Source organism: Streptomyces sp. NBC_01217 (genome assembly GCF_035994185.1).
Lineage (GTDB): Bacteria > Actinomycetota > Actinomycetes > Streptomycetales > Streptomycetaceae > Streptomyces.
The window spans coordinates 5752435-5774107 of record NZ_CP108538.1; the positions used below are offsets into that span (position 1 = coordinate 5752435).

The 21673-nt window shown below is 69.9% G+C and carries 15 protein-coding genes; 6 read left to right on the plus strand and 9 right to left on the minus strand.

The genetic code is table 11. The annotated features are described in order from the left end of the window. The first annotated feature begins 132 nt into the window (after window positions 1-132). On the plus strand, window positions 133-660 hold the full coding sequence (locus OG507_RS25910) for an ATP-binding protein (RefSeq protein WP_327369567.1): 528 nt from the start codon (window positions 133-135) through the stop codon (window positions 658-660). Window positions 661-976: 316 nt separating this feature from the next. Here OG507_RS25910 and OG507_RS25915 read toward each other — a convergent pair whose 3' ends face one another. The 7 genes from OG507_RS25915 to OG507_RS25945 form a co-directional block, all read right to left on the minus strand. After that, window positions 977-3571 (minus strand): MDR family MFS transporter, encoded by a 2595-nt coding sequence (locus OG507_RS25915; protein ID WP_327369568.1) that lies wholly within the window; start codon window positions 3569-3571, stop codon window positions 977-979. 187 nt (window positions 3572-3758) lie between these two features. Continuing rightward, a complete protein-coding gene (locus OG507_RS25920) occupies window positions 3759-4529 on the minus strand; it encodes a GOLPH3/VPS74 family protein (RefSeq protein WP_327369569.1) in 771 nt (256 codons plus the stop codon). A gap of 226 nt (window positions 4530-4755) precedes the next feature. After that, window positions 4756-5172: a PIN domain-containing protein gene (locus tag OG507_RS25925; protein ID WP_327369570.1), complete on the minus strand. Its 417-nt coding sequence runs from the start codon at window positions 5170-5172 to the stop codon at window positions 4756-4758. Further along, window positions 5148-5480 carry a hypothetical protein gene (locus OG507_RS25930; protein WP_327369571.1) on the minus strand — a complete coding sequence of 111 codons (333 nt, stop codon included), beginning with the start codon at window positions 5478-5480 and terminating at the stop codon, window positions 5148-5150. The genes OG507_RS25925 and OG507_RS25930 overlap by 25 nt, the downstream gene beginning before the upstream one ends. A 94-nt stretch (window positions 5481-5574) precedes the next feature. Next, window positions 5575-6612 carry a helix-turn-helix domain-containing protein gene (locus tag OG507_RS25935; RefSeq protein WP_327369572.1) on the minus strand — a complete coding sequence of 346 codons (1038 nt, stop codon included), beginning with the start codon at window positions 6610-6612 and terminating at the stop codon, window positions 5575-5577. A gap of 137 nt (window positions 6613-6749) precedes the next feature. Continuing rightward, window positions 6750-10457 (minus strand): S8 family peptidase, encoded by a 3708-nt coding sequence (locus tag OG507_RS25940; RefSeq protein WP_327369573.1) that lies wholly within the window; start codon window positions 10455-10457, stop codon window positions 6750-6752. 175 nt (window positions 10458-10632) lie between these two features. After that, window positions 10633-12723 (minus strand): SpoIIE family protein phosphatase, encoded by a 2091-nt coding sequence (locus OG507_RS25945; protein WP_442811015.1) that lies wholly within the window; start codon window positions 12721-12723, stop codon window positions 10633-10635. A gap of 281 nt (window positions 12724-13004) precedes the next feature. On the opposite strand from OG507_RS25945, the gene OG507_RS25950 reads away from it, so the two are divergent. Together OG507_RS25950 and OG507_RS25955 are read left to right on the plus strand one after the other, a co-directional pair. Continuing rightward, on the plus strand, window positions 13005-15698 hold the full coding sequence (locus tag OG507_RS25950; RefSeq protein WP_327369574.1) for a SpoIIE family protein phosphatase: 2694 nt from the start codon (window positions 13005-13007) through the stop codon (window positions 15696-15698). 56 nt (window positions 15699-15754) lie between these two features. Then, window positions 15755-16624, plus strand: coding sequence for an LLM class F420-dependent oxidoreductase (locus tag OG507_RS25955; RefSeq protein ID WP_327369575.1), 870 nt, complete (start codon window positions 15755-15757; stop codon window positions 16622-16624). A gap of 15 nt (window positions 16625-16639) precedes the next feature. Here the strand turns inward: OG507_RS25955 and OG507_RS25960 are convergent, their stop codons facing one another. Further along, window positions 16640-17143, minus strand: a complete 504-nt coding sequence (locus OG507_RS25960) for a DinB family protein (protein ID WP_327369576.1) — start codon at window positions 17141-17143, stop codon at window positions 16640-16642. 180 nt (window positions 17144-17323) lie between these two features. On the opposite strand from OG507_RS25960, the gene OG507_RS25965 reads away from it, so the two are divergent. The 3 genes from OG507_RS25965 to OG507_RS25975 all read left to right on the plus strand — a co-directional run bounded on the left by OG507_RS25965 (window position 17324) and on the right by OG507_RS25975 (window position 21189). Next, complete coding sequence (locus OG507_RS25965; protein ID WP_327369577.1) at window positions 17324-17917, plus strand: hypothetical protein; 594 nt, start codon at window positions 17324-17326, stop codon at window positions 17915-17917. A gap of 225 nt (window positions 17918-18142) precedes the next feature. Beyond that, entirely contained in the window at window positions 18143-20410 is a 2268-nt protein-coding gene (locus OG507_RS25970) for a Tox-REase-5 domain-containing protein (protein ID WP_327369578.1), read from the plus strand. A gap of 50 nt (window positions 20411-20460) precedes the next feature. Next, window positions 20461-21189 carry an Imm52 family immunity protein gene (locus OG507_RS25975; protein WP_327369579.1) on the plus strand — a complete coding sequence of 243 codons (729 nt, stop codon included), beginning with the start codon at window positions 20461-20463 and terminating at the stop codon, window positions 21187-21189. A gap of 20 nt (window positions 21190-21209) precedes the next feature. On the opposite strand, the gene OG507_RS25980 is transcribed toward OG507_RS25975, so the two are convergent. Further along, complete coding sequence (locus tag OG507_RS25980) at window positions 21210-21659, minus strand: DUF3592 domain-containing protein (protein WP_327369580.1); 450 nt, start codon at window positions 21657-21659, stop codon at window positions 21210-21212. Window positions 21660-21673 lie beyond the last annotated feature (14 nt).

The window sequence follows — 21673 nt, forward strand, 5'->3', positions numbered from 1 at the left end:
CCTGGGAGGGGCAGCCCCGCGCCAGGGAGACAGGCCACTGCTCGTCCGCGACACAACAACGTGAGCCACTCGTGCGCGCCCACGCGAAAGAGAGACATCACCAACTCGCCATCCGTCACACGGGAGTCAGCCATGCACTCATCTCCACTCACCGCACTCTGCCCGCTTGCCGCCGAGGCGCGTACGCCGGTTCCGTATCCGCACCCCGGCAGCCCTCAGCAGTACCCCCAGCCGTACCTGCGTTCCAAGGGCCGCTCCGCGCGCGGGCTCTCGCTGAGCTTCACGCTGCCCGGGGATGTCCGCAGCGCGTTCATCGGCCGTACGGCGATCGCCGCCGCTCTGGAGGCGTACGCGCTCGCCCCGTACGTCTGGCCGGCCACGCATGCGGTGGCTGAACTCATCGCCGTCACGGTGAGGATGAGTCCTGGCAGGGAGCTGTACGTGTCCCTGCGCCACCGCGACGACGCGCTCCGTATCCTCGTCTGGGACCAGCACCCCCACCACGTCGAACCGGACGTGGCCACGCTCTGCGAAACACGGCGTCGGCGGGCACTCTGGCTGCTGGCGGCCGTCGTCGACGACTGGGGCGGGGAATGGGGCGCCTGTGAGGCATCTCCACCACGGCTGGGCACCAAGTCCTGGGTGCGGTTGCCCCGTTGAGTCTCGCGGCGGCGGTCACGATGCTCGGGGCGGCGCTTGAATCCCGGCTGGGATCGGTGTCTGCAGGGGGCGGGGACGTCCTCCGGGTCGTCGGGCAGGTGCCCGGCATACTGCCCCGGTGCGTCACGGAGGCGTTCGCACGCTTGGCTCGGCGAGTCGGTCGGCGCCAGGCCGCGCGTGTCCGTGGCGCGTCCGTGTTCCAGTCGTCGGACCGCTCCGCCGACCGCTTTTGCGCCGACCCGGGCCATCGAGAACAGTGCACGCAGTACGTCCTGAGGGCCCGTACCCTGTCGGGCGGATCGACCGGTGCACGGGGTCACCGGGAGCCGGGGCCGCCACGCGGAGCCTGGGCAGTGACCAGCAGGCCGACGAGCAGGCCCGCGAGCAGCGTGAGGCCGACCGCCCACCAAAGGATGACGGAGTAGCCGCTCAGGACCGCTCTGTTGGTCTCCGTGACGACGCCGGACAGTCCCGGCGGAAGGCTCTGTCGGCTGAGCAGGACGCCATGTTCGGCTGCTTTGGCCATACCCTCAAGAGGTCCTGGCATGGGATCCAGCCGGGCGGAGACCGCCGAGGCGAGGATACCGCCGAACAGAGGCGTGGCAGCCCAACCACCTGACTGTTGAGCCATGTTGACCATCGCCGAGGTCCCGCCGGAGTCCTGGGGGGCGATCCCGCCGGTCGCGGTGGCGAAGAGCGGCACGAAGGCCAGGCCGAGACCGAAGCCGATGAGGAGAGTGCCGGGCAGCACCCGGGTGGCGTACACACTGTCGGCGTCGAGGCCGGTCAGGAGCGCCAGGCCGGTCGCCGCCAGAACCAGGCCCGGCACGATGAGGCCGCGGGGCGCCAGCCGGAGGTACAGGCGGGCGGAAACCTGGGTGGAGGCGATGACGACCGCACCGGCCATGGGCAGCAGGGCCACGCCGGTCTGGGACGGGGTATAGCCGAGGGCACCCTGGAGGTACCTGGTCAGTACCAGGTACTGGACGAGCATGCCCATGCCGATGAAGGCCAGGGCGAGGCAGGAGCCGACACGGTTGCGGTCCCTGAAGACGTACGGCGGCAGGAGCGGGTCGGTCGTCCTGGTCTGCCACCAGGCAAAGACCAGGAGCAGGACGAGCCCGCCCACGAGGAGGACCACGACCAGGAGATCGGTCCAGCCGCGCGGCTCGGCCCGGCCGAAGCCGTAGACGAGGGCGGCAAGCCCGACGGAGCCGAGCAGCAGGCCCGGTACGTCGAGGCGGGCAGGGGAGCGGACCGGGCTGTCGTGCACCAGAGCGGCCGCACCGAACACGGCTGTCACGGCGAGCGGGATGCCGGCGTACAGGCACCAACGCCAGCTCAGACTTTCGATCAGCCATCCGCCCGCGAACAGGCCGATCGCCGTTCCGCCGCCGACGGTCGCCGCATAGATCCCGAAAGCCCTGCCTCGCTCCTTCGGATCGGTGAAGCTGGTCGACACCAGGGCCAGCGCGGCCGACGAGAGCAGCGCGGCGGACGCGCCCTGGAGGACGTCGGCCCCGATGAGCACGCCGAAAGAAGGGGCCGAGCCGCCGATCGCGCACGCCACCGCGTAGCCGACCAGGCCGGTGATCAACGTCCGTTTGCGGCCGAGGAGATCAGCGATGTGTCCGCCGAGCAGCAGCAGTGCGCCGAACGCCAGTCCAGAGGCGAGAGGCACCGAGTCCAGGTCGTCGGCATCGAGGTGCAGATCGACGTAGATGGACGGCAGTGCCATGTTCGTGGTCGTCGTGCCGATCAGCACCAGCAGTTGCGCCAGCACGGCCACCCCCAGTCCCCACCACCGCCTGGGGTGCGGGCCATGGATGTCGGCAGGGGCCGGTGGCCAGGCACCGGGAGCCGGGCCCGCGGATGGTGCGAACCCCGGCGGCGCCGGGTGGAGGTCCGCCGGCGTCGTCGGGGTGTACGCGAGAGGCGGGGAAAGTGGCTGGGGCTGCGGGGGACGCTGGGCCTGGGCGGGGATGGGCGGGGCCGGCTGCGCGGCCCGTGTCTCCGGGGTGAAGTCCAACAACTGGGCTGCGTGGCGCCCGAGTTGGGCGAGCACCGAGCCGGGTAGCCATTCGCCGTCCTGGTCGGTGGCGGTACGGGCGGCCACGTCAGCGGGCGTGGGCCGCTGTGCCGGGTCCTTGTGCAGGCATTCGCGTACGAGATCGACGAGCGACTCCGGTACGCCGGTCAGGTCCGCTTCCTCCTCCGCGATCCGGAAGAGGTGTGCGTTCAGGCCGGTTTCCGTGGCCCCGAAGAGAAGGCGGCCGGTGGCGGCGTAGACGAGGACGGCACCGAGGCAGAACACATCGCTGGCCGGGGTGAGTTCGAGGCCGCGTACCTGCTCGGGCGACATGAAGCCGGGGGATCCGATGAGCATCCCGGTACGGGTGTGCAGGCTGTCCCCGGCGAGGCTGTCCATGGCCCGTGCGATACCGAAGTCGATCACGCGCGGGCCGTCCACCGTCACCAGCACGTTGGACGGTTTCAGATCGCGGTGGATCAGGCCCGCCCCGTGGACCGACTGCAGAGCCACTGCCAGGCGGCCGGCGAGGGTGCGGACCGAGTGCTCGGGCAACGGCCCGAAGTCCTTGGCGACCACGGTGGTCAGATCGGGCCCGGGGATGTACTGGGTCGCCACCCAGGGCACCCGGGCCTCGGTGTCGGCGTCGAGCACGGCTGCCGTCCAGGTCCCGCCCACCCGCCGGGCGGCCGCCACCTCGCGTGCGAACCGCCTGCGGAATTCCGGGTGCTGGGCGTGCTCGGCCTGCACCACCTTCACAGCCACTGTTCGTCCGGCTTCCGAGCGGCCCAGGTACACCAGGCCCATACCGCCCGCGCCCAGACGGGCTATCAGGCGATACGGGCCGATGTGCATCGGATCCTCGGTGATCAATTGGTCCACGGCAACAACGTAGTTGACGAGCGCGGACCTCAGTGTCGAATCACGGTGAATCAACGATGCAGTGTGCCGGCGCCATGCAGTGGGTGCCCGGAGAACTCGGTTTCGGGTCGGGCGTCAGTGCCGGCGTCGGCTGCGGGGGTGGAACGGCGCCGGGGAACAAGGGGCGTGCGCCCCGCGGCCGCCGGCATCACCAGCCGCCGTGCCCGCCGCCGTGGTGGCCCGTGCCGCCCTCGGACCAGCTGCCCGAGTTCAGGTCGTGGCCGAGGCCGTGGCCGCCGGTGGTGAAGTCGGCGTAGAGGTCGCTGAGTTCGTCGAGGACTCGTCGGGTGAGGGCATCGGCTCCGGTGGTCAGTGCCGCAGCGAGTTCCTCATCGGCGGTCGGGTCGAGGCGGTGGGCCGTGGCGAGGGCGGCCAGACGGCGGCGGTCGGCGATCCCCCGCAGGCCCGGGTAGGCGGCAGAGGCGAGACCCGCGGCCTGTACGAGGACGGCGAGGGTCAGGTTGCCGTCGGCGGTAGACGCTGCAGGGCCGGAGCGGATCACGTTGTCGAGGCGGGCCAACAGGGCCCGGCGGCGCGGCAGGTCGACGGAGAGGATGTCGTGGCGGGCACGGCCGCTGGGGTCGCGCCACCTGCGGACCCGGACCGCCTTCTGGTCCTCAAGTCGGGACAGGTACTCGGTGGTGAGGGAGCGCGGTGTCCGGCGCAGCCAGTCCTTGAGGCTCGGCGGGGGAGCGGTCGCGCCCAGGCTGCGCAGGACGTTGTTCAGGCGCCGGTCCTCGACCTGCCGGGAGTCCCGCACCTCGATCCGCCGGGGCCCGATGGCGATCCGTCCGGCCCGGCCCAGATCCGCCAACTCCGAGGCCCGCAGGGCGAACCGGAGCCGGTCCTCGGCCCGTATCCGGATTCGCCGCCTGCCCGGTCTCAGCGCGAGCAGGAGCAGTTCATCCCCCGTCGTCATACGTGCCAGCGTATGCGCGGCCGTCCACGGAGGGGAGTCCTCCGCCGCCCTCCGTACCGACTTCCGCAACCGGCCCCACCGGGCGGGCGCCCTCAAAGTCCAAGCGCGGCAAGGATTCCCGGCGCGCGGGCCGTACCGGAGCGCGGCACTTCCGTCAGATCGAGCCAAGACGCACAGGGATGGGACCGGACTTGGTGCAGCCCTGACCTTTTCTGTATGCGTTCACTCAGACGCCCACGGCTCGCACCCGGTCCCCGCAGAGTTTGTTGATGTCGTCCACATCCGATGTGACGACGATCCGTGGACCCGCGTAGCTCAGTGCCGTCGCTGCCACGACGGAGTCGATGGCGTACTTGTGTCCGTGGAGGTTCGCGTTGCGGAGCAGATCGATGGCCTGCCATGTGATCGCCTCGGTCACAGGCAGTACTTCGAGGCGGGATACGTGCCACCGAAAACGGTCCATGCGGACTTTTGAATGCCAGGTCTCGATCAGAGTCAGATTGCTGACAGCGACCAAGGTGTCCTTGGACTGAGCAGCCCGGACGAGTCCGACGACCCGGGGATCGTTGTCGATGAACCGGTTCAGCCCCTCGGAGTCGAGAAGAAGGACGCCATGACTCAGCCGGCCTTGTGTGCGTCCCACGTCTTGGATTCCCCCTCCGCCGTCGGTGCGACGTGTTCCCGCAGCGACAGACCTTCGGCCTCTCGGAAGACTTCCGCAGCCCAGTCCAGGGTCTCCTGGTCAGGTGGGCCGATCTCCGCCTCCTTGGCCTGGAGCAATTCCTCCAGCAGATCGCGCTGTATCTGCCGTTCCACGGCCGCGCTGATGTAGGCCGAGAAACCGCGCGCTCCGACTCGCGCCTTCACTGCGGCAATCCGGCCGGCGGGCATGGAGACGCTGACCTTCTGGGCAGGGCCCTCGTCGGGGCCGTATTCGACTGGAGTATCCATGAACCGATGGTAGCAATTTGTGTAGCAAATTCCTCAGGCATTGGGCCGTCAGGCGTTGAGGTCGAGTACGCGGACGGCACCGAGTCCTTGCCCTCTATGGATTCACATGATCACCACGGACCGGGACATCCGGACCGAACGCCCTCGGCTCCACCCAGCCGTGTCGGACGGCGTGACCGCCGAGCTGCATCCGGGTCCGGACTCCGGCCATGTCCATGAGGTGGCGTAGGCGGCGGTGCAGCGTGCGCGGTGACAGACCGAGCTGTGTCGCGGCCGTCTGGTCGGTCAGGCCGGCCAGCAGCAGCGCGAGGATCCTTCGGTCGAGGTCGGTCGGACCTTCCGTACCGAACTCGACGGTGGTTTCGGCTTCTCCGCCGGTGCCCGACAGTTCGAGCGGGTGGGCGGTGCGCCATACCGTCTCGAACAGCGCGTCCAGGGCGTCCAACAGGCCGCTGCGGTGCAGCAGTACGGCGCCGGGCTCTCCGGCCGGTGTGACCGCGAGCGGGACCAGGCCGAGGTCGGCGTCGGCCAGTACGAGTTTCATCGGCAACTGGTCGGCGACGCGCAGTTGCACGCCGTTGCGCAGTGAATCGATCGCATCGGTGATGATGCCCGGCTCCGCCAGCACGGCCCGGTCCAGTACCGCCCGGAAGTGCACGCCGCGGCCGATGGCCGCGGGTTCGGCCGTGTTCTCGTCGGGCGGCACGGCGAGGAACGGTGCGGTGATGAAGGTGCGGACCTGCGTGCGGGCTGCCTGCTGCACCTGGAGGAAGCGATGGCGGATGGCGTCGACGCCCGTGACGACCTCGATCAGATCGTTGATGCTGTTCCCGGTCATCGCCGCCCGGTGTTCCTCGGCGAAGGTCACCAGCGCCTGCTCGGCCATGCGCAGCCCGTCCCGGCGCTGGCTGATGAGAGCGCCGAGCGCCATGGCCGGCGGGGCGGCGGTGAACTGCGCGTCCGCCGACCTGGTCACCAGTCCCCACTCGACCAGGCGGGACAAGGCCTTGTCGACGTCGGCCTGCGATGCGACGAGCAGATCCGACAGCAGCATCGCGGTGGAGTTCGGGCGTCCGAGCAGCGCGCGGTAGACGCGCTCGTCATCGGGTTCGAGACCCAGAACATCCAGCATCGGCGACCGACTCTCTTCCGCTTGCCGCAGCGGGGAGAGTATGCGCCATGGTGGCAGGCCCTGAATAGTTCCTGCTGGGAGCAGGTGTGACGGGAAGGGCCCCGGCAAGTCGCCTCCCCGGGGCCCGACGGTGCCGCTCATCGCAGGCCGTACGCCCGGATGATCTCGTTCTTGACGCTGAAGCCGCTGTCCGTCCCGGCGCTCGCGCGGAGCGAGACGAAGCCGCCGCGCTTCTTGGCCGCCTTGAACGAACCCGTCCAGTAGCCGTGGGCGCCCTTGCCCAGGGTTACCTTCTGCCAGGTGGCGCCGTCGTCGTAGGAGACGTCCAGCTTCACCTTGGTGACATGGCCCGGCACGGCGCCGAGGTTCATCGACACCGGCTTGAGCGAGATCTTCTGGGTCGCATCGGCCCTGATGTCGCCGTGCAGGTCCGACTCCAGCTTGTAGTCCAGGTTCAGCACCGAGAACGGCTCGAAGAAGTCCGAGTCGACGGTGTCGGACATGAACGTCCACTCGGTGTGGGTGCGCGTCGACAGCCGGAAGACGTCAGCGGGCCGTTCCACGTCGAGGACGGTGCGGTAGGGCAGGTTGCCCGCAGGCACCTCCACCCACTGCATGTCTCCGCTGACCGGGTTGTCGTGGATCAGCGTGTCGCCCTGGAAGACCTGCAGATGGGACGGCGTCTCACCCCACGGCAGGTAGCCGCCCAGCCGCATGTTGTCGCTGGCGGAGGCCCATGCCTGCACGTTCCAGGTCATGTAGTTCTGCCAACGGGAGTTGTACACACCGAAGGACTCGCTCTGGGCGGGCCGGGTCGCCGGAGCGAACCAGTCCAGCCGGGTGGCGCTGCCCCTGGCGTACGTGTTGTCGCCCGACACCATCGACCACGGCAGGGCTTCGTCGACGCCCTGCGTGTGGAACTCCCTCCAGACCTGGCCCGGGGTCACCCATTCGGTGCGGGTGCCCGGGTGCCACTCGACGTCGGGGAAGTTGAACGACGGGCTGAGGGTGAAGTCGGACCGGTAGCCCTCCGCCGACTTGCCGTCCGTGGCCGAGTAGTAGCGGGCATCGATCCGGGCGAGGTCGGCCTTGGTCGGCTTGTAGACCAGGGCCCGGTCCGGCACCCGGCCGGGGTAGTCCCGGGTCAGGTCGTAGACGAACGGCGTGTACTCGGTCTGCTTCGCGGTCAGCTTCACGTTGCCGGCCTTGGCCATCGCGATGAGGGTCCTGCCCGCGTCGCGGTGCACGGTGGCGACCGGGATGGCCGACTCGCCGACGTACTCCATCAGGGCACCGACACCGTCGTTGACCACGATCAGCGCCTTCGCACCGGCCGCGGCCGCGGCCTCGGCGCGCTCCTGCGGCAAGACCTCGTCGCTGCGCTCGATGACGACGACCTTGCCCTTGGCCCTGACGTTCTTGTACTCGGCCGCCGCGCCGTTGCCCGCGTAGACGGCGTCCAGCTTGTCCGTGGTGGTGCCCAGGGCGCTGCCCGCCTGCACCAGCGCCTCGAAGTCGAGCCGACCGCCCGAGGTGCTCAGGCCGAGCTGCGGCTCGCCCTTGCGCCAGCGGGTGACCAGCATGAACTCGCCCTGCTTCATCTGCTCCGTCGGCGCGACGTAGACGTCGTCGTACGTCGACGGCAGTACGTATGCGCTGCGGAAGTCCGTGTACGGGTCGAGGCCCTTGTAGTGGACGTTGAAGTCGACCTTGCGCTGGCGGTCCTCGGTGCGCTGCGGTGCCTCGGTCCGCAGCAGGCGTGCCTTGCTCGCGTCCAGCACCACGTCCATGGAACGGTCCTTGAGCACGGTCTCCGGGTCGACGAGCACGGCCAGACCCGAGCGGTCCGCCTTCTCGCCCGCCACGTCGACGTACGCCGCGACGGTGTACATGCCGGGTGCCATGCGCATGGTGGTCGAGCCGTCGACGTAGACATTCCACGGCCAGAAGTCGCCGGCCAGGTTGATCGTGACCCAGCCGGCGGCGGGCTTGCCGTCCCGGCCGACCAGCTTGATGTTCAGGTCGTAGCGCTCCTCCTCCTTGAGCAGCGCCACGGACGTGCGGGTCACCGGCTTCCCGGTGGCCGCGTCGGTGGCTGTCACGTAACCGACGTGCCGGCCTGCCGATGCGGCTTGCGGGTCACCGGTCACCGGGACGGTGGCAGTGCCGCCCGCCGGGACGGTCACCTTGGCCGCTCCCAGCGTGAACGGGCCGCCGTCGTCGGTCAGCGCCAGGTTCAGCGTGACGTCGGTGGAACCGGTGTTGGTGAAGGTCAGGTCCTTCTTGACGGCGACGTCGCTCGGCTCGTGCGGCCAGGTGTAGTTGCCGAAGAAGAGCGATCCGGTGGCGCGGACCGTGGTGCGCACGGCGGCGGCCACGTCGACACGGCCGGTGCCGACCTCGTACGGCGAGTACCCGTTGTCCAGGCCCTTCGCGGTGCTCATCAGGTGTTCCTTGAGCTGCGCGCCGGTCCAGTCCGGGTGCTGCTGGGCCAGGATCGCCGCCGCGCCGACCACGTGCGGGGTGGCCATCGAGGTGCCGCTGAGGGTGCGGTAGAGGCCCTCACCACCGTCGGTCATGTCCTGCGAGCGGGCCGCGGTGATGTCCACCCCGGGCGCCGCGATGTCCGGCTTCATGCCGCCGGAGTAGGCCAGCGGACCGGTGCTGGAGAAGGACGCGAGCTGGTCCTGCTTGTCCGTGGCGGCCACGGTCAGCGCCGCGGCGGCCGCACCCGGGGCGGAGATGCTCTCCGGGCCCGCGTTGCCGGCGGCTATGACGAACAGGGTGCCGTACTGCTCGGACAGTGCGTCGACCGTCTGCGACATCGGGTCGCTGCCGTCCGTCGGGTAGGAGTCGCCGAGGCTCATGTTGACGACGTCCGCACCGGATTCGGCGGCCCACTGCATGCCGGCCATGACCCAGGAGTCCTGGCCGTAGCCCTCCGCGCCGCCGAGCACCTTGCCGACGAACAGGTCGGCGCCGGGGGCGACACCCTTGTTGTCGCCTCCGGAGGCGGCGCCCGAACCGACGATCGTGCCGGCCACATGCGTGCCGTGCCCGTTGACGTCGGTGACGCCCTCACCCGGCACGAAGCTGGTCGTGCCGTCGATCAGGCCGGCGAAGTCGGGGTGGTTGACGTCGATACCGGTGTCGAGCACCGCGACCTTGACGCCCTTGCCGGTGTAGCCGGCCGCCCAGGCCTCGGGCGCGCCGATCAGCGGCACGCTCTCCTTGAGGTTGGCCTTCACGCGGCCGTCGAGCCACAGCTTCGCCACACCCGCGCCCAACTTCGCGCTGCCCTGCGGCGCGACGCTGGTCCAGAAGGTGCGGGCCTGCTGCTTCTGGGTGCTGAGCGCGGCACCGCGGATGCCCTTGAGCTCGCGGGTCAGCTTGCTGCCCCGGGGCGCCGTCGGCTCGACGGCCGAGCGGGACTTCGACTGGGCGTACGTCGCGATCAGCGGCACCGCGGCCGACTTCGCGTCGTCGTAGCCCATCTCGATCAGGTCGGTGACGTTGAACAGCCGGCGGTCCAGCTTGTCCGTGCCCAGCAGTGGCACCGCCTCGTCCGGGATGACGAACAAGTCACCCTTGATCTCCTGGATTTTCACGCCGCCGACGGCGCTGTCCGGCCGGTCGACGTCGGCGCTCTGTTTGCCGTCGGCCATCGTGGTGACCGTGACGACGTCGCCGGTGACCAGGGTGACCTTGTGGGTCGCCGAGGGCTTGGCGGGAACGGTGGGTTTGCTCGGAGCGGCTTGTGCGGGTGCTTGCAGAACTGCGAGCCCCGACGCCAGCAGCGGCACCGCGGTGGCGGCCGAGAGCAGCTGCCAGCGTCTGCGCCGCAAGGCGGAAGTCTGAGAGGGGGAGAACATGCCATGGGTCTATCGGCCCGGTGACGCCGACGTGAAGGCATGTTGACGGCAAGTCCTCGCCGTGGCAAGGATTTGTCAGCCGCAAATCACGTGTATTGGGGCAAGGTTGAGCGTTCCGTGCATGGACGTTCGCGGGCCCGCCCGGGCTTCAGCGGGATCCCGCCTGAGGGCGCGCGACCAACAGTGCCACGTCGTCGTGGTGTTCCGGGTCGCGCAGTGCGCCCAGGAGCCGGTCGCATGTCTCCTCCAGGGGGCGCGGGGGGCCGTCCAGCAGCTGGAGGAGTTTGTCCAGGCGCTCGTCGATGGGGCGTTCGCGGGTTTCGACCAGGCCGTCGGTGTAGAGGACGAGCAGATCGCCCTGCCCCAGTTCGATGGTGCTGGCCTCGAAGGGGACACCGCCCACGCCCAGCGGTACGCAGGTGGGCAGGTCGAGCAGTTCCGGGGGGCAGCCGACGCGTACGAGAACGGGAGGCATGTGTCCTGCCGTGGCGATGCGGCACTCCCCGCGGCGGGGGTCGTAGACGGCGTAGACGCAGGTCGCGATGTAGTGCTCCAGGCGTGCGGTGGTCTTGTCGAGCTGCTGGAGCACCTGTGCCGGGTCCAGGTCGAGATCGGCCAGCGTGGACGTCGCCGTGCGCAGGCGGCCCATGGTCGCGGCGGCGTCGATGCCGCTGCCCATCACATCGCCCACCACCAGGGCGGTCCTGTCGCCTTCCAGGGCGATGACATCGAACCAGTCCCCGCCGACCTCGCTGGCGGCCCCCGCGGGTTCGTAACGGGAGGCGACGTCCAGGCCCTCGTGGCGCGGCGGGTGGTCCGGAAGGAGGCTGCGCTGGAGGGTGACCGCGATGTTGCGCACGCTCTGGAACCAGCGCGCGTTGTCGATGCACACCGCGGCGCGCGCGGCGAGCTCACCGGCCAGGGTGGCGTCGTCCTCGTCGAAGGGCACCGGGTTGCGGGCACGGATGAGGTCCACGGCGCCGAGGACCTCACCGCGGGCGATCAGGGGGACCGCGAGATACGAGTGGACCCCGGCCTCGGCCAGAACGGCGGCGGCAGCGGGGTCACGGGCGATACGGGGCAGATCCTGATCGGTCACGTGCGGCACCAGCACCGGCCGGCCCGTGTGTACGCACTGCGTGATCAGACGGTCGGCGCCATAAGCGGCCAGGTCCCCGGGCCGGTCGGCCGCACCGGCGACCGGGGTGGGATAGGCGGCCACGACGGCGAGGGCGCGGAAGAGCTCCGGACCGGTCGCGGGCGCGGCCGAACGGCGCAGGGCCAGGATGGAGTCGAGCACATCCACCGCGACCACGTCGGCGAGGTCCGGCACCGTGGCCTCGGCCAGCTCCCGGGCGGTCCGCTCCACCTCCAGCGTCGTGCCGATACAGGCGGAAGCTCTGGCGATGAGGGCGAGGCGCCGCCGGGCCCGCGCGGCCTCGGTGGCCGCACGGTGCCGCTCGGTGATGTCCACGATCGAGGCGGCCACGCCGAGCACCCGCCCGGCGCGGTCCTCCAGCCGGTAGTACGAGGTGGACCAGGCGTGCTCCGTAAGGGGGTCGGCGAGGGTGCGGCCGACGACGTACCGGTCCAGGACGGGCGTTCCCGTGGCCAGGACATCGCGCATCACGGATTCGATGGCTTTGGTGTCCAGGAAGGGCAGGGCGTCATGGACGGTCCGGCCGACGTGGTCGGCTGCGGGCAGGCCGTTGATACGGGCCAGGGCCGGGTTGACGGTCACGTACCGCAGATCGGTGTCCATGACCTTGAGCCCGATCGGGGACTGCGACACCAGCCGCTCGGACAGCGCCAGCTCGGTCTCGACCTGCTGGAGGGTGGCGTGGTCGATCGCGATGCCCAGGGCGTACACGTCTCCGAGGATGTCCGTCAGCCGCATGTTGCGGAACTCCACCAGCCGGGTGCCTCCGCCCTTGAGCCGGATGGGGAAGGCGCCGGCCCAGCTCTGGCCCGTCTCCATCACCTCGGCGAACAGCCCGCCCACCAGATCCAGGTGCTCCTCGTGCACCATCAGCTGCGCCGCGTACCGGCCGAGAGCCTCCTGGGCGGTGTAGCCGAACAGCTCCTCGGCCTGCGGGCTCCAGAACACGATCCGCCCGTCGCCGTCCAGTACCACCGCGGCGACGGTCAGCAGATCCAGCAACCCGCCCGGGAGCGAACGCTCGGGGAACAGCCTGCCGATGCCGGCCATGCCGGCCCGGAAGGATTCGGCACCGTCCATGCAGGGCACTCCCTCCGAACTGCCGACCGAGGCGGGACCTCCTGCCGGCCTTCGCATGCGCCGGCCTTCGCATGCGCCTCCTTGCAGCTGTGGATACCCCCATACTCCCCCGGGCCCCGCCGGTGTCCCACCGCAGGACACCGCGCGGTCCAGTGCCACCGGCATACCACCGGTCCTGCAGGGCAGCGGCGTGGATCATCCAGCCGAGTCTCCCGTGGCACGCCTCCCCGCCTGCGGTGAAAATGGTGATCCGAAGGCAAACAAGGAGGTTGGTATCCGGTGTGAAGCTCTCCCGTAGCCGTGCTGCGTCCGACGCGCGGCTCGCGCTCGGCTCGGGCGCGGGTAGGAAAGGGCTCAAGTCCGGTGCCCTGGGACTGTGGTCCTCCGTTGCCATCGGCCTGGCGTCCACCGCACCGGCGTACAGCCTCGCGGCCACGCTCGGCCTCATCGTGGCGGCCGTCGGCCCGCAGGCCCCGATCATCACGATGCTGGCCTTCGTCCCGATGCTGCTGATCGCGTACGCCTACAAGGAACTCAACGCGAGCAACGCCGACTGCGGGACCACCTTCACCTGGGCGAGCCGTGCCTTCGGTCCACGTACCGGCTGGATGGGCGGCTGGGGCATCATCGTCGCCGACGTCATCGTGATGTCGAACCTCGCCGAGATCGCCGGCATCTACGGCTTCCGGCTCCTGGGCTACGACTCACTCACGGAAAGCAGGGTGTGGACCACCGTCGCAGGCGTCGTCTGGATCGCCGTGATGACCGTGATCTGCTACATCGGCATCGAGATCTCGGCCGCTGTTCAGCGCTGGCTGCTGTTCATCGAGGTGGCCGTACTGATGCTGTTCGCCGTCGCCGCCCTGGTCAGGGTCTACGCCAGCGATCCGGCGATGTCGATCCATGTCTCCGTCTCCTGGTTCAACCCCTTCCGCGTGCCCTCGGCCGAAGCGCTGACCTCGGGCATCCTCGCCGCCGTCTTCATCTACTGGGGCTGGGACACCGCCGTCACGGTCAACGAGGAGACCGCGGACAGCACGCGCATCCCCGGGCGCGCCGCCGTCATCTCCGTGATGCTCCTGCTGATCCTCTACGCCCTGGTCGCCACCTCGGCACAGGCCTTCGCCGGAGTCGGATCCGCCGGAATCGGGCTGGGCAACGAGGAGAACGCGGCCGATGTGCTCTCGGGCCTGGGCGATGCCGTCTTCGGCAGCGAGGGCGTCGGGCCCGCCCTTTCCAAGCTGCTGATCCTCATGGTGCTGACCTCCGCGGTGGCCTCCACCCAGACCACCATTCTCCCGATGGCCCGGACCGTCTTCTCCATGGCCGCGCACAAGGCCATCCCGTCCCGGTTCGCCCGAGTGCACCGCAGATACCTCACCCCGACCTGGTCGACCATCAGCCTGGGTCTGGCCTCCATCGGCTTCTTCGTCCTGCTGACGGTGATCAGCCGCGACGTCCTGGCCGACTCCATCGGGTCGGTCGGCCTCGCGATCGCCTTCTACTACGGCCTCACCGGCTTCGCCTGCGTCTGGTACTTCCGCAGGGTGCTCACCCGCAGCCGCAGGGACTTCCTGTTCAAGGGCCTGCTGCCGGGTCTGGGCGCGCTGACGATGCTCTTCCTCTTCGTCTACGCCGCCTTCGTCGTCTACGCCGACCCCGAATACGGCGCGACCTTCATCGACCTGCCGCTCATCGGACGGACGGGTGGGGTGACCGTCATCGGCCTCGGATTCCTGCTGCTCGGCGTCGCACTGATGCTGGTCGTCACGCGCGAGCACACCGCGGCCCTCAGGCTTCAGCGCGACCTGCTGCCCCACCGGCTGCCGCAGCGGACCGCCGTCGAGATCGCGAGCCGCTACGTGCCCGCCGACAGCCGGTCCGGGGTGGGCGGTGACTGGTTCGACGTCATCCCGCTGTCGGGTACGCGCGTCGGCCTGGTGGTCGGGGAGGTGATCGGCCACGGACTGCTCGCCGCCGCCACCATGGGGCGCCTGCGTTCCGGCGTCCGCATCCTCGCCCGACTCGACCTCGCCCCGGACGAGCTCCTCTCGCGCCTGGACGACCTGGTCGGCCAGACGGCCACGGAGCAGGCGGCCGCTCAGGGCACGGGCGGCGCGCGGCCCCGGGAGGACGAAGCCCTGGGGGTGACGTGCCTGTACGCGGTGTACGACCCGGTGTCGGGGCAGTGCAGCATGGTGCGGGCCGGCCATCCGCTGGCCGCGGTCGTCCTGCCGGACAGCGGCGTCGCCACGTATCCGGAGCTCCCGTCGGGCCCCCCGCTGGGACTGGGCGGTCTGCCCTACGAGGCCACGGAATTCCAGCTGCCGCAGGGCAGCCTTCTCGCCTTCTTCACCGACGGCCTCGTCCAGGCGGCCGGTGAGGACATCGACGTCGGACTCGGTGTGCTCGCCGACATCCTCGTCCAGTCCCGGCGTCCCCTGCAAGAACTCTGTGACCGCGCGGTCGCGACCATGGTGCCGGGGCCGGCGAACGACGACGCGGTCCTGCTCCTCGTACGCACACGGATGCTCGACGTCCACCAGGTGGCCGTGTGGGAGCTGCCCGCGGAGCCGGAGGTGGTCGCCCGCGCCCGCGGCCTGGCCCTGGGGCAACTCGGAACATGGGGGCTGGACGAGCTGTCGTTCACCACCGAACTCATTGTCAGCGAGCTGGTCACCAACGCCATCCGTTACGCCGCCGGGCCGATCCACGTCCGGCTCATCCGCGACCAGACTCTTATCTGCGAGGTCTCCGACACCGGGCACACCTCACCCCATCTGCGCCATGCCGCCACCGACGACGAGAGCGGCCGCGGCCTGTTCATCGTCGCCCAGATGGCGCAGCGGTGGGGCACGCGCTACACGCGCACCGGCAAGACCATCTGGGTGGAGCAGGCCCTGCCGGACGAGGGCGGGGGCGGGGACCGCCCGGCCGGGCGTACCGGAAGTGCCGACGGCCCCGGCCCCGCGTAGCGTAGTCATCGACTACGCACAGTGGTTGTCGGTTCCTGGACCCGCGGAGGTCGGTCGTGAAGCTCGGCCTGCACTACTGGAACTACTCGACACCGTCCGACCCCGCGCTCATCGCGCCCACGCTCGCGGAGTCGGTACGGATCGCCGAACAGGCGGGGATCTCGTCGTTCACCGTGATGGACCACTACTTCCAGATGGACACCGGGCAGACCGTCGCCGACGAGCCGATGCTGGAGGGGTACACCACGCTCGGCTACGTGGCGGCGCTGAGCGAGCGGATGACGCTCGGCCTGATGGTCACGGGGGTGATGTATCGGCACCCCGGTCTGTTGGCGAAGATCGTCACCAGCCTCGATGTGCTGTCGCGCGGCAGGGCCAGGTTGGGCATCGGCGCCTCCTGGTACGAGCGGGAGCAGTACGGGCTCGGCGTGCCGGTCGTTCCGGTCGCCGAGCGGTTCGAGCGGCTGGAGGAGACGATCCTGATCTGCCTCCAGATGTGGAGCGACGACAACGGCCCGTTCCGGGGCCGTCACTACCAGCTCGCCGAGACGCTCTGCGTACCCGAGCCGATCGGTGAGCGCCCGCCGATCATGATCGGCGGCGGGGGAGAGAGGAAGACCCTGCTCCTGGCCGCCCGGTACGCGGACGCCTGCAATCTGTTCGCCACCGACCAGGACGAAGTGGCCCACAAGCTCGATGTGCTGCGCGCGCACTGCGACGCGGAGGACCGCGACTACGACGCCATCGCGAAGACCGTGATGTACAACGGCCCGGTGCTGGCCAGGCCGGACGCCTTCCTCGCCGACGCGGAGGCGTACGCGGGCCTGGGCATCAGCGAGATCCAGGTGCTGCCGGACCGGCACCCGGTCAGCTTCACCCACCAGATCGCCGAACGCATCACACCCGCCCTAGGCACGATCGGGTAGTCCGGACGGGTGCCGCTACGTGCCCGTGGTGCCGTCCACGAGCTCCCGGATCACGTCGAGGTGGCCGTTGTGCCGGGCGGTCTCCTCGATCAGGTGCAGGACGATCCACCGCAGATCGGGGTGACGGCCGTCCTTGTGCGGGCGTTCGGCCGGTGTGTCCAGGTCGTGCGTGGCGACCAGTTCGCGATAGCGGGTGGTCCGTTCCTCGTACTGCGACAGCACATCGGCGAGCGGCATGTCCACCGCGATGCGCATCTCACGGTCGGGGTCCTCGTCCGTCCACGGCCCCTCGTCCTCCTGGCCGAGGAAGGCCACCTCGAACCAGAAGTACTCGACCCAGCTGAGGTGGTTGATCAGTCCGGAGACCGTCATCAGGGGCGATCCGGGCAGCGGGGCACGGCGGGCGTCCTGAGCCGAGATGCCCTCGCACTTCGCGCGTGCGGTGTCGCGGGCGTAGTCGAGGAAGGTGGCCAACTGGGTGCGCTCGTCCCATGCGGGAGGCGAATCGGTGCGTGTCATCGACGCACATGATCTGCCATCGCCGGGCCCCTGTCCATCGCGTTGTTCCAATGGGCCCCGCCCCTGGGTCCGTGGGCCCAAGCCCGGGCGGGCGGCGCTCATTACGCTCGTACGCGACCGATTGTGAGCCCGTACGCACCTGGATCTGCACGCTCCACCACTTCTTGGAGTGATGTGTCGATGAGTGACGGTTTCTTCTACTCGTACCACCTCGGCTGGAGCCGCCCGGACGCCGAGTCGCTCTTCGGCGATCTCGACGCGGCGGGACTGCGGCTCAGGCACCCCGCCACGCGGCGGGTCACGCTCCTCGGCCCCGGGCCGGGCCCGCGGGGCACTCCTTCGTGGGTGACCAGGGAGCAACTCGTACTCCTGGCCGGTCTGCAGCGGCTCGACAGGGTCGACTTCCTGCTGTGGCTGAGCAGCGGGGCCGATGTCCGCGCGCGCATCCGGCGGATGGCGGACGGAGTCGTCGCGCTCGAATTCGGATTCGGGCGGCTGACGCGGGATGAGCAGGAGGTGGCCGCGCGGGCGATCCGGGAGGCCATAGGGCGGGCTTCCGTGCTCTGCATCGGCTTCGTGGTCGACCGGGAGGGGGCCTCCGCGGCGACCGACTGGAGCGGTGTCGTCATCAACGGCACGTCCTATTTCGACAGTTGGCCGGACACGCTCGCCGTACGGCATGAAATCGCCGCGACGCAGCCGCAGTTGTCCGGAGTCGCCTCCTACGACCAGTCGCCGTGGATGCTGTTCGGGAGCGAGGTCCCAAGCCGGTAGCCGGCACGGCAACTTCCGGCGGAATCAGCGACTTTGAGCCCTGCATTGGGTCCTGAGGCCCATGCGCCGAAGGGTGTCGTCGTGGTCGGATGCGTGGAGTGGCCGAACTGTGGCCGCACACCGGCAAGCTGGGGGACTCGTCGTGTCTGGCATAGGCGCAATTGCGGTTGTGGGCGGTGGCGGCGCGGGCGGGGCCGGCGGCCGCTGCCGCGCCCGTTGCAGGCGGTGCTGATCCTCGTCCGGGTCCTCTTCGCGGCCGCGGTCCTCGGCGGTGCCGGTGTGCTGACGGTGGCGTCGGCGCTCAATGAGGTCGACGGCCAGTTGCTCGGGCTGCTGCTGTACGCGGCGCTGCCGAGCGTGACCGCGTTCGTGCTCTCGCTGTATCTGCGGACCGGCGGCATCTGGATCTGGCGCGGGCTCCTGGCCATCCACGTCTGGCTCATCCTCGGCGCGCTGGCGACCCTCGGCGGGGACGGCGGCGGGCGGGGCGTGACACAGCTGGTGATGCCCGTCACCGTCGTCGTCCTGCTGCTTCGGCCCAGCTCGCGCGAGTGGTTCGACCTTCCCATCGAACAGCGGTTGCCGCACCGGCGGTTCAGCATCGCGCGGATGATCAGGTGGCGCCGTGACGACGCCGGCCAGACCGCGATGGAATACCTGGGCATGATCCTGGTGGTCGTGGCCCTCATCGGCGGACTTGTCGCCACGGGGATCGGCGCCCAGCTGACCGGTGAGATGCGGAGCGCGATCTGCCAACTGACCGGCAGCGCGTGCCCTGCGCCCGGGAGCGATGTGGCGACGGGGGACGGGGGGCAGTCCGCGGGGACGTCGGGGTCCGGTGGTACGGAATCCGGCGGGTCCGGCTCGGACGCGGGCGGCTCGGACGCGGGTGGCGCGGTTGGGTCCGGTGGTACGGATTCGGGCGGGACGGCCGCGTCCGGCGGTACGGATTCCGGCGGTACGGATTCCGGAGGGGCGGGTGCGGCCGGTGGCTCCAATGCGGCGGGCGGTTCGGGCTCCGGTTCCGGTTCCGGCGGAGGCGACCCCGTCACCCAGGTCGACGACGGCGGTGACGACGTGGACACCTCCGGCGAGCCGGACGGTGGCGACGACGTGGACGACGGCGGCGACGGCGGCGACGAGAAGCCCGGCGAGAGCTGCACCTCCGGCGTCGGCGCCTTCTTCTCCTGCGCCGCACACCAGACAGGCGGCTTCTTCACGGGCCTGATCGGCGACGGGCTGTGGGGCGACATCACCGGCACGTTCGACACGGTCATCCACCCCATCAAGGCGTGGAACGGCCTGATGGACTACGGCAAGAGCCTCGGAGACAAGTGGAGCGAGGACTCCAAGGGCGCCGGGGACAAGTGGTCCGACGGCGACTACCTCGGTGCGGTCTGGGACTGGACCAAGGCGTCCGGCGGCACCGGGCTGAAGGTCCTGGACGACATGTTCATCGGCGACGACGTCCGCGACATGTGGAACCGGGGCGACGAGGGCCAGGCGATCGGCACCGGCCTCTGGAACATCGGTTCCCTGTTCATCCCCGGCTACGGCGAGGCCAAGCTCGTCGGCAAGTTCGGAAAGCTGGGCAAGCTCGGGAAACTCGGCAAGCTCGGCGAGGTGGCCGAAAAGGCGTCGGAGGCCGCGGCCAAGGCGAAGAAGGCTGCCAAGGCGGGCGATGTCGCGGGCGCGGAGAAGGCCGCGAAGGAAGCGCAGCAGCACGCCGACGACGCCGCCGAAGAGGCAGGCCTCAAGGGCTGCACCGTCGGCATGGGCGGCCACGTACGAGTCCCGTACGGCAGCGGCGCAGGCATGGGACTGCCCGGCTCGGGCACCGGAGTCATGGCCGCGGCCCGCACGTCCGTGCCCGTCGGGTTCCTCGCCGGAAAGTGCGACGAGGTCGACCCGGAGAAGAAGGCGGCGGCCGACGAGGCCCAGAGGCTGGCCGACGAGGCGAAGAAGGCGGCCGCCGCGGCCAAGCGGAAGCAGGAGCTGGAGCGCGCCCAGAACCTTCCGAAACCGGCCTGGTACAAGGACCTGAAGGACCCGCCGGCCGGGGCCAAGGACGGCGGCGAGGGGAACTGGCAGGAGATCAAGCCGGGCGTCTGGAGCTATCCGACGGAAATGGGCGCCCGCTATCAGGAGCAGATCTCCAAGGTGGGCCGTGGAAAGGAATACCGGGTGCCGCTGGACAAGCTCACGGGCAAGCCGGTCGACTTCGACGGCTGGGACGCCTCGCGCGGCACGTACCTCGAAGCGAAATACGGGTACAGGGGCAAGGACTACTACAACGCCGATACCGGGGAACTCACACCGGATCTCGCCAACCGCTGGGCCGATCAGGCAACTCGGCAAGTGGACGCGGCACGGGGAAAGCCGGTCGAATGGCACCTCTCCGATCCGGACGTCGCCGAAGCGGCGGAGGAGATGTTCGAACTGAGGGGTATCAACGTTAAGGTGATCAACACCCCTGGTGATGTGACCGGCTGATTGCCGAACAGGCAGCGAAGTGCGGGACCGAAAGCTGAGGAGAGCGTTTCGTGCTGTACGTGGTCGTCAATGGACTCTGGGGTCCTCGCGAAGAGGGTCCGCAGGAAATCGCCGGGCGCTGGTTCGACACCCTCACCCGGCTCAAGGACATCGACGGCCCGACCTTCGACGCGTGGCACGAGTCCGAGGGCGGTATCGAGTCCGATCCCGTACTGAAGCCTTCGGTTCCCGCGCTGGCCGAGTACATCGAACGGAAGAACACAGGGCCCGACCTCGACGTGGTCGGATACACATCGTCCCTGTGGGCGCGCAACCCCGGGATGCCGCAAGCGACGTCGGCGATTCACGCGGGCGGCACGTCCCTTTATGCGGCGAACTCGGTCTCCCTCGCCTTCCGGTCACGCGAGGTGGATGAATCCGCGGAAGTGATCCGGCGTGCTCCGGACATTCTGCGCGCCTTCGCGGAAGTCTGGGACATCGATGGCGGTCAGGTGTACAGCAAGCCTCAATACCGTGCGGTGGCCGACCAATTCGATCTGAGGAACACCGACCCCCGTTGCGGCCGGGCGGTCTTCCTCTCCGCCAATCGTGCCGCTCTCGCGCCCGAGGGGCTGCCGGGGACGTACGTGCGCACCGCACACAGCGGACTGGTCATCGATCTGACGCGCGGTGGTACGCAGTCCCCGGCCATCGAGACGATCATCGAGACCAACAGGCAACTGCGGGCGGCCGGGGCGCTGGAACCCCTCCCGCAACCCTTCGGCCGGGACAAGCTCTGACACACGTACGCCCGCCCCCCTCAGAGCCATCCCCGCATCGCCGCGAACCCCACCAGCAGCCCCGCCGCGAACGCCCCCAGCACGACCGCGAACAGCGCGGGCATCACCACCGGCCCCCATGCCCCCGGCCCCGCCACCGTCGCGTGCTCTGCCGGGTCCGCCGGGTCGTAGCTGACCCGGACCGGCGCCCCCACCTCGAAGCCGAACGGCCCCGGGGCGTGGTCGGTGAACTCGATGTCGCGGCCGTCGCGGGTACGGAACGCGAAGACGTACTCGGTGGCGTAACCGCGCTCCATGCCCGGCCCCCGGTCGACCGTCCGGCGGTCCGCACACCTTCCCTCGGCGTGCTCGCCGTGCCGGGCCAGCCGCAGCACACGGATCAGCCGCAGCGCCGACCGGATGGCGAACGCGCCGAGGAACAGACCGAACAGCAGCAGGAACGTGGCCGTGCCGCCGGGCAGGACCTGCATGAACGCGTGCCCCC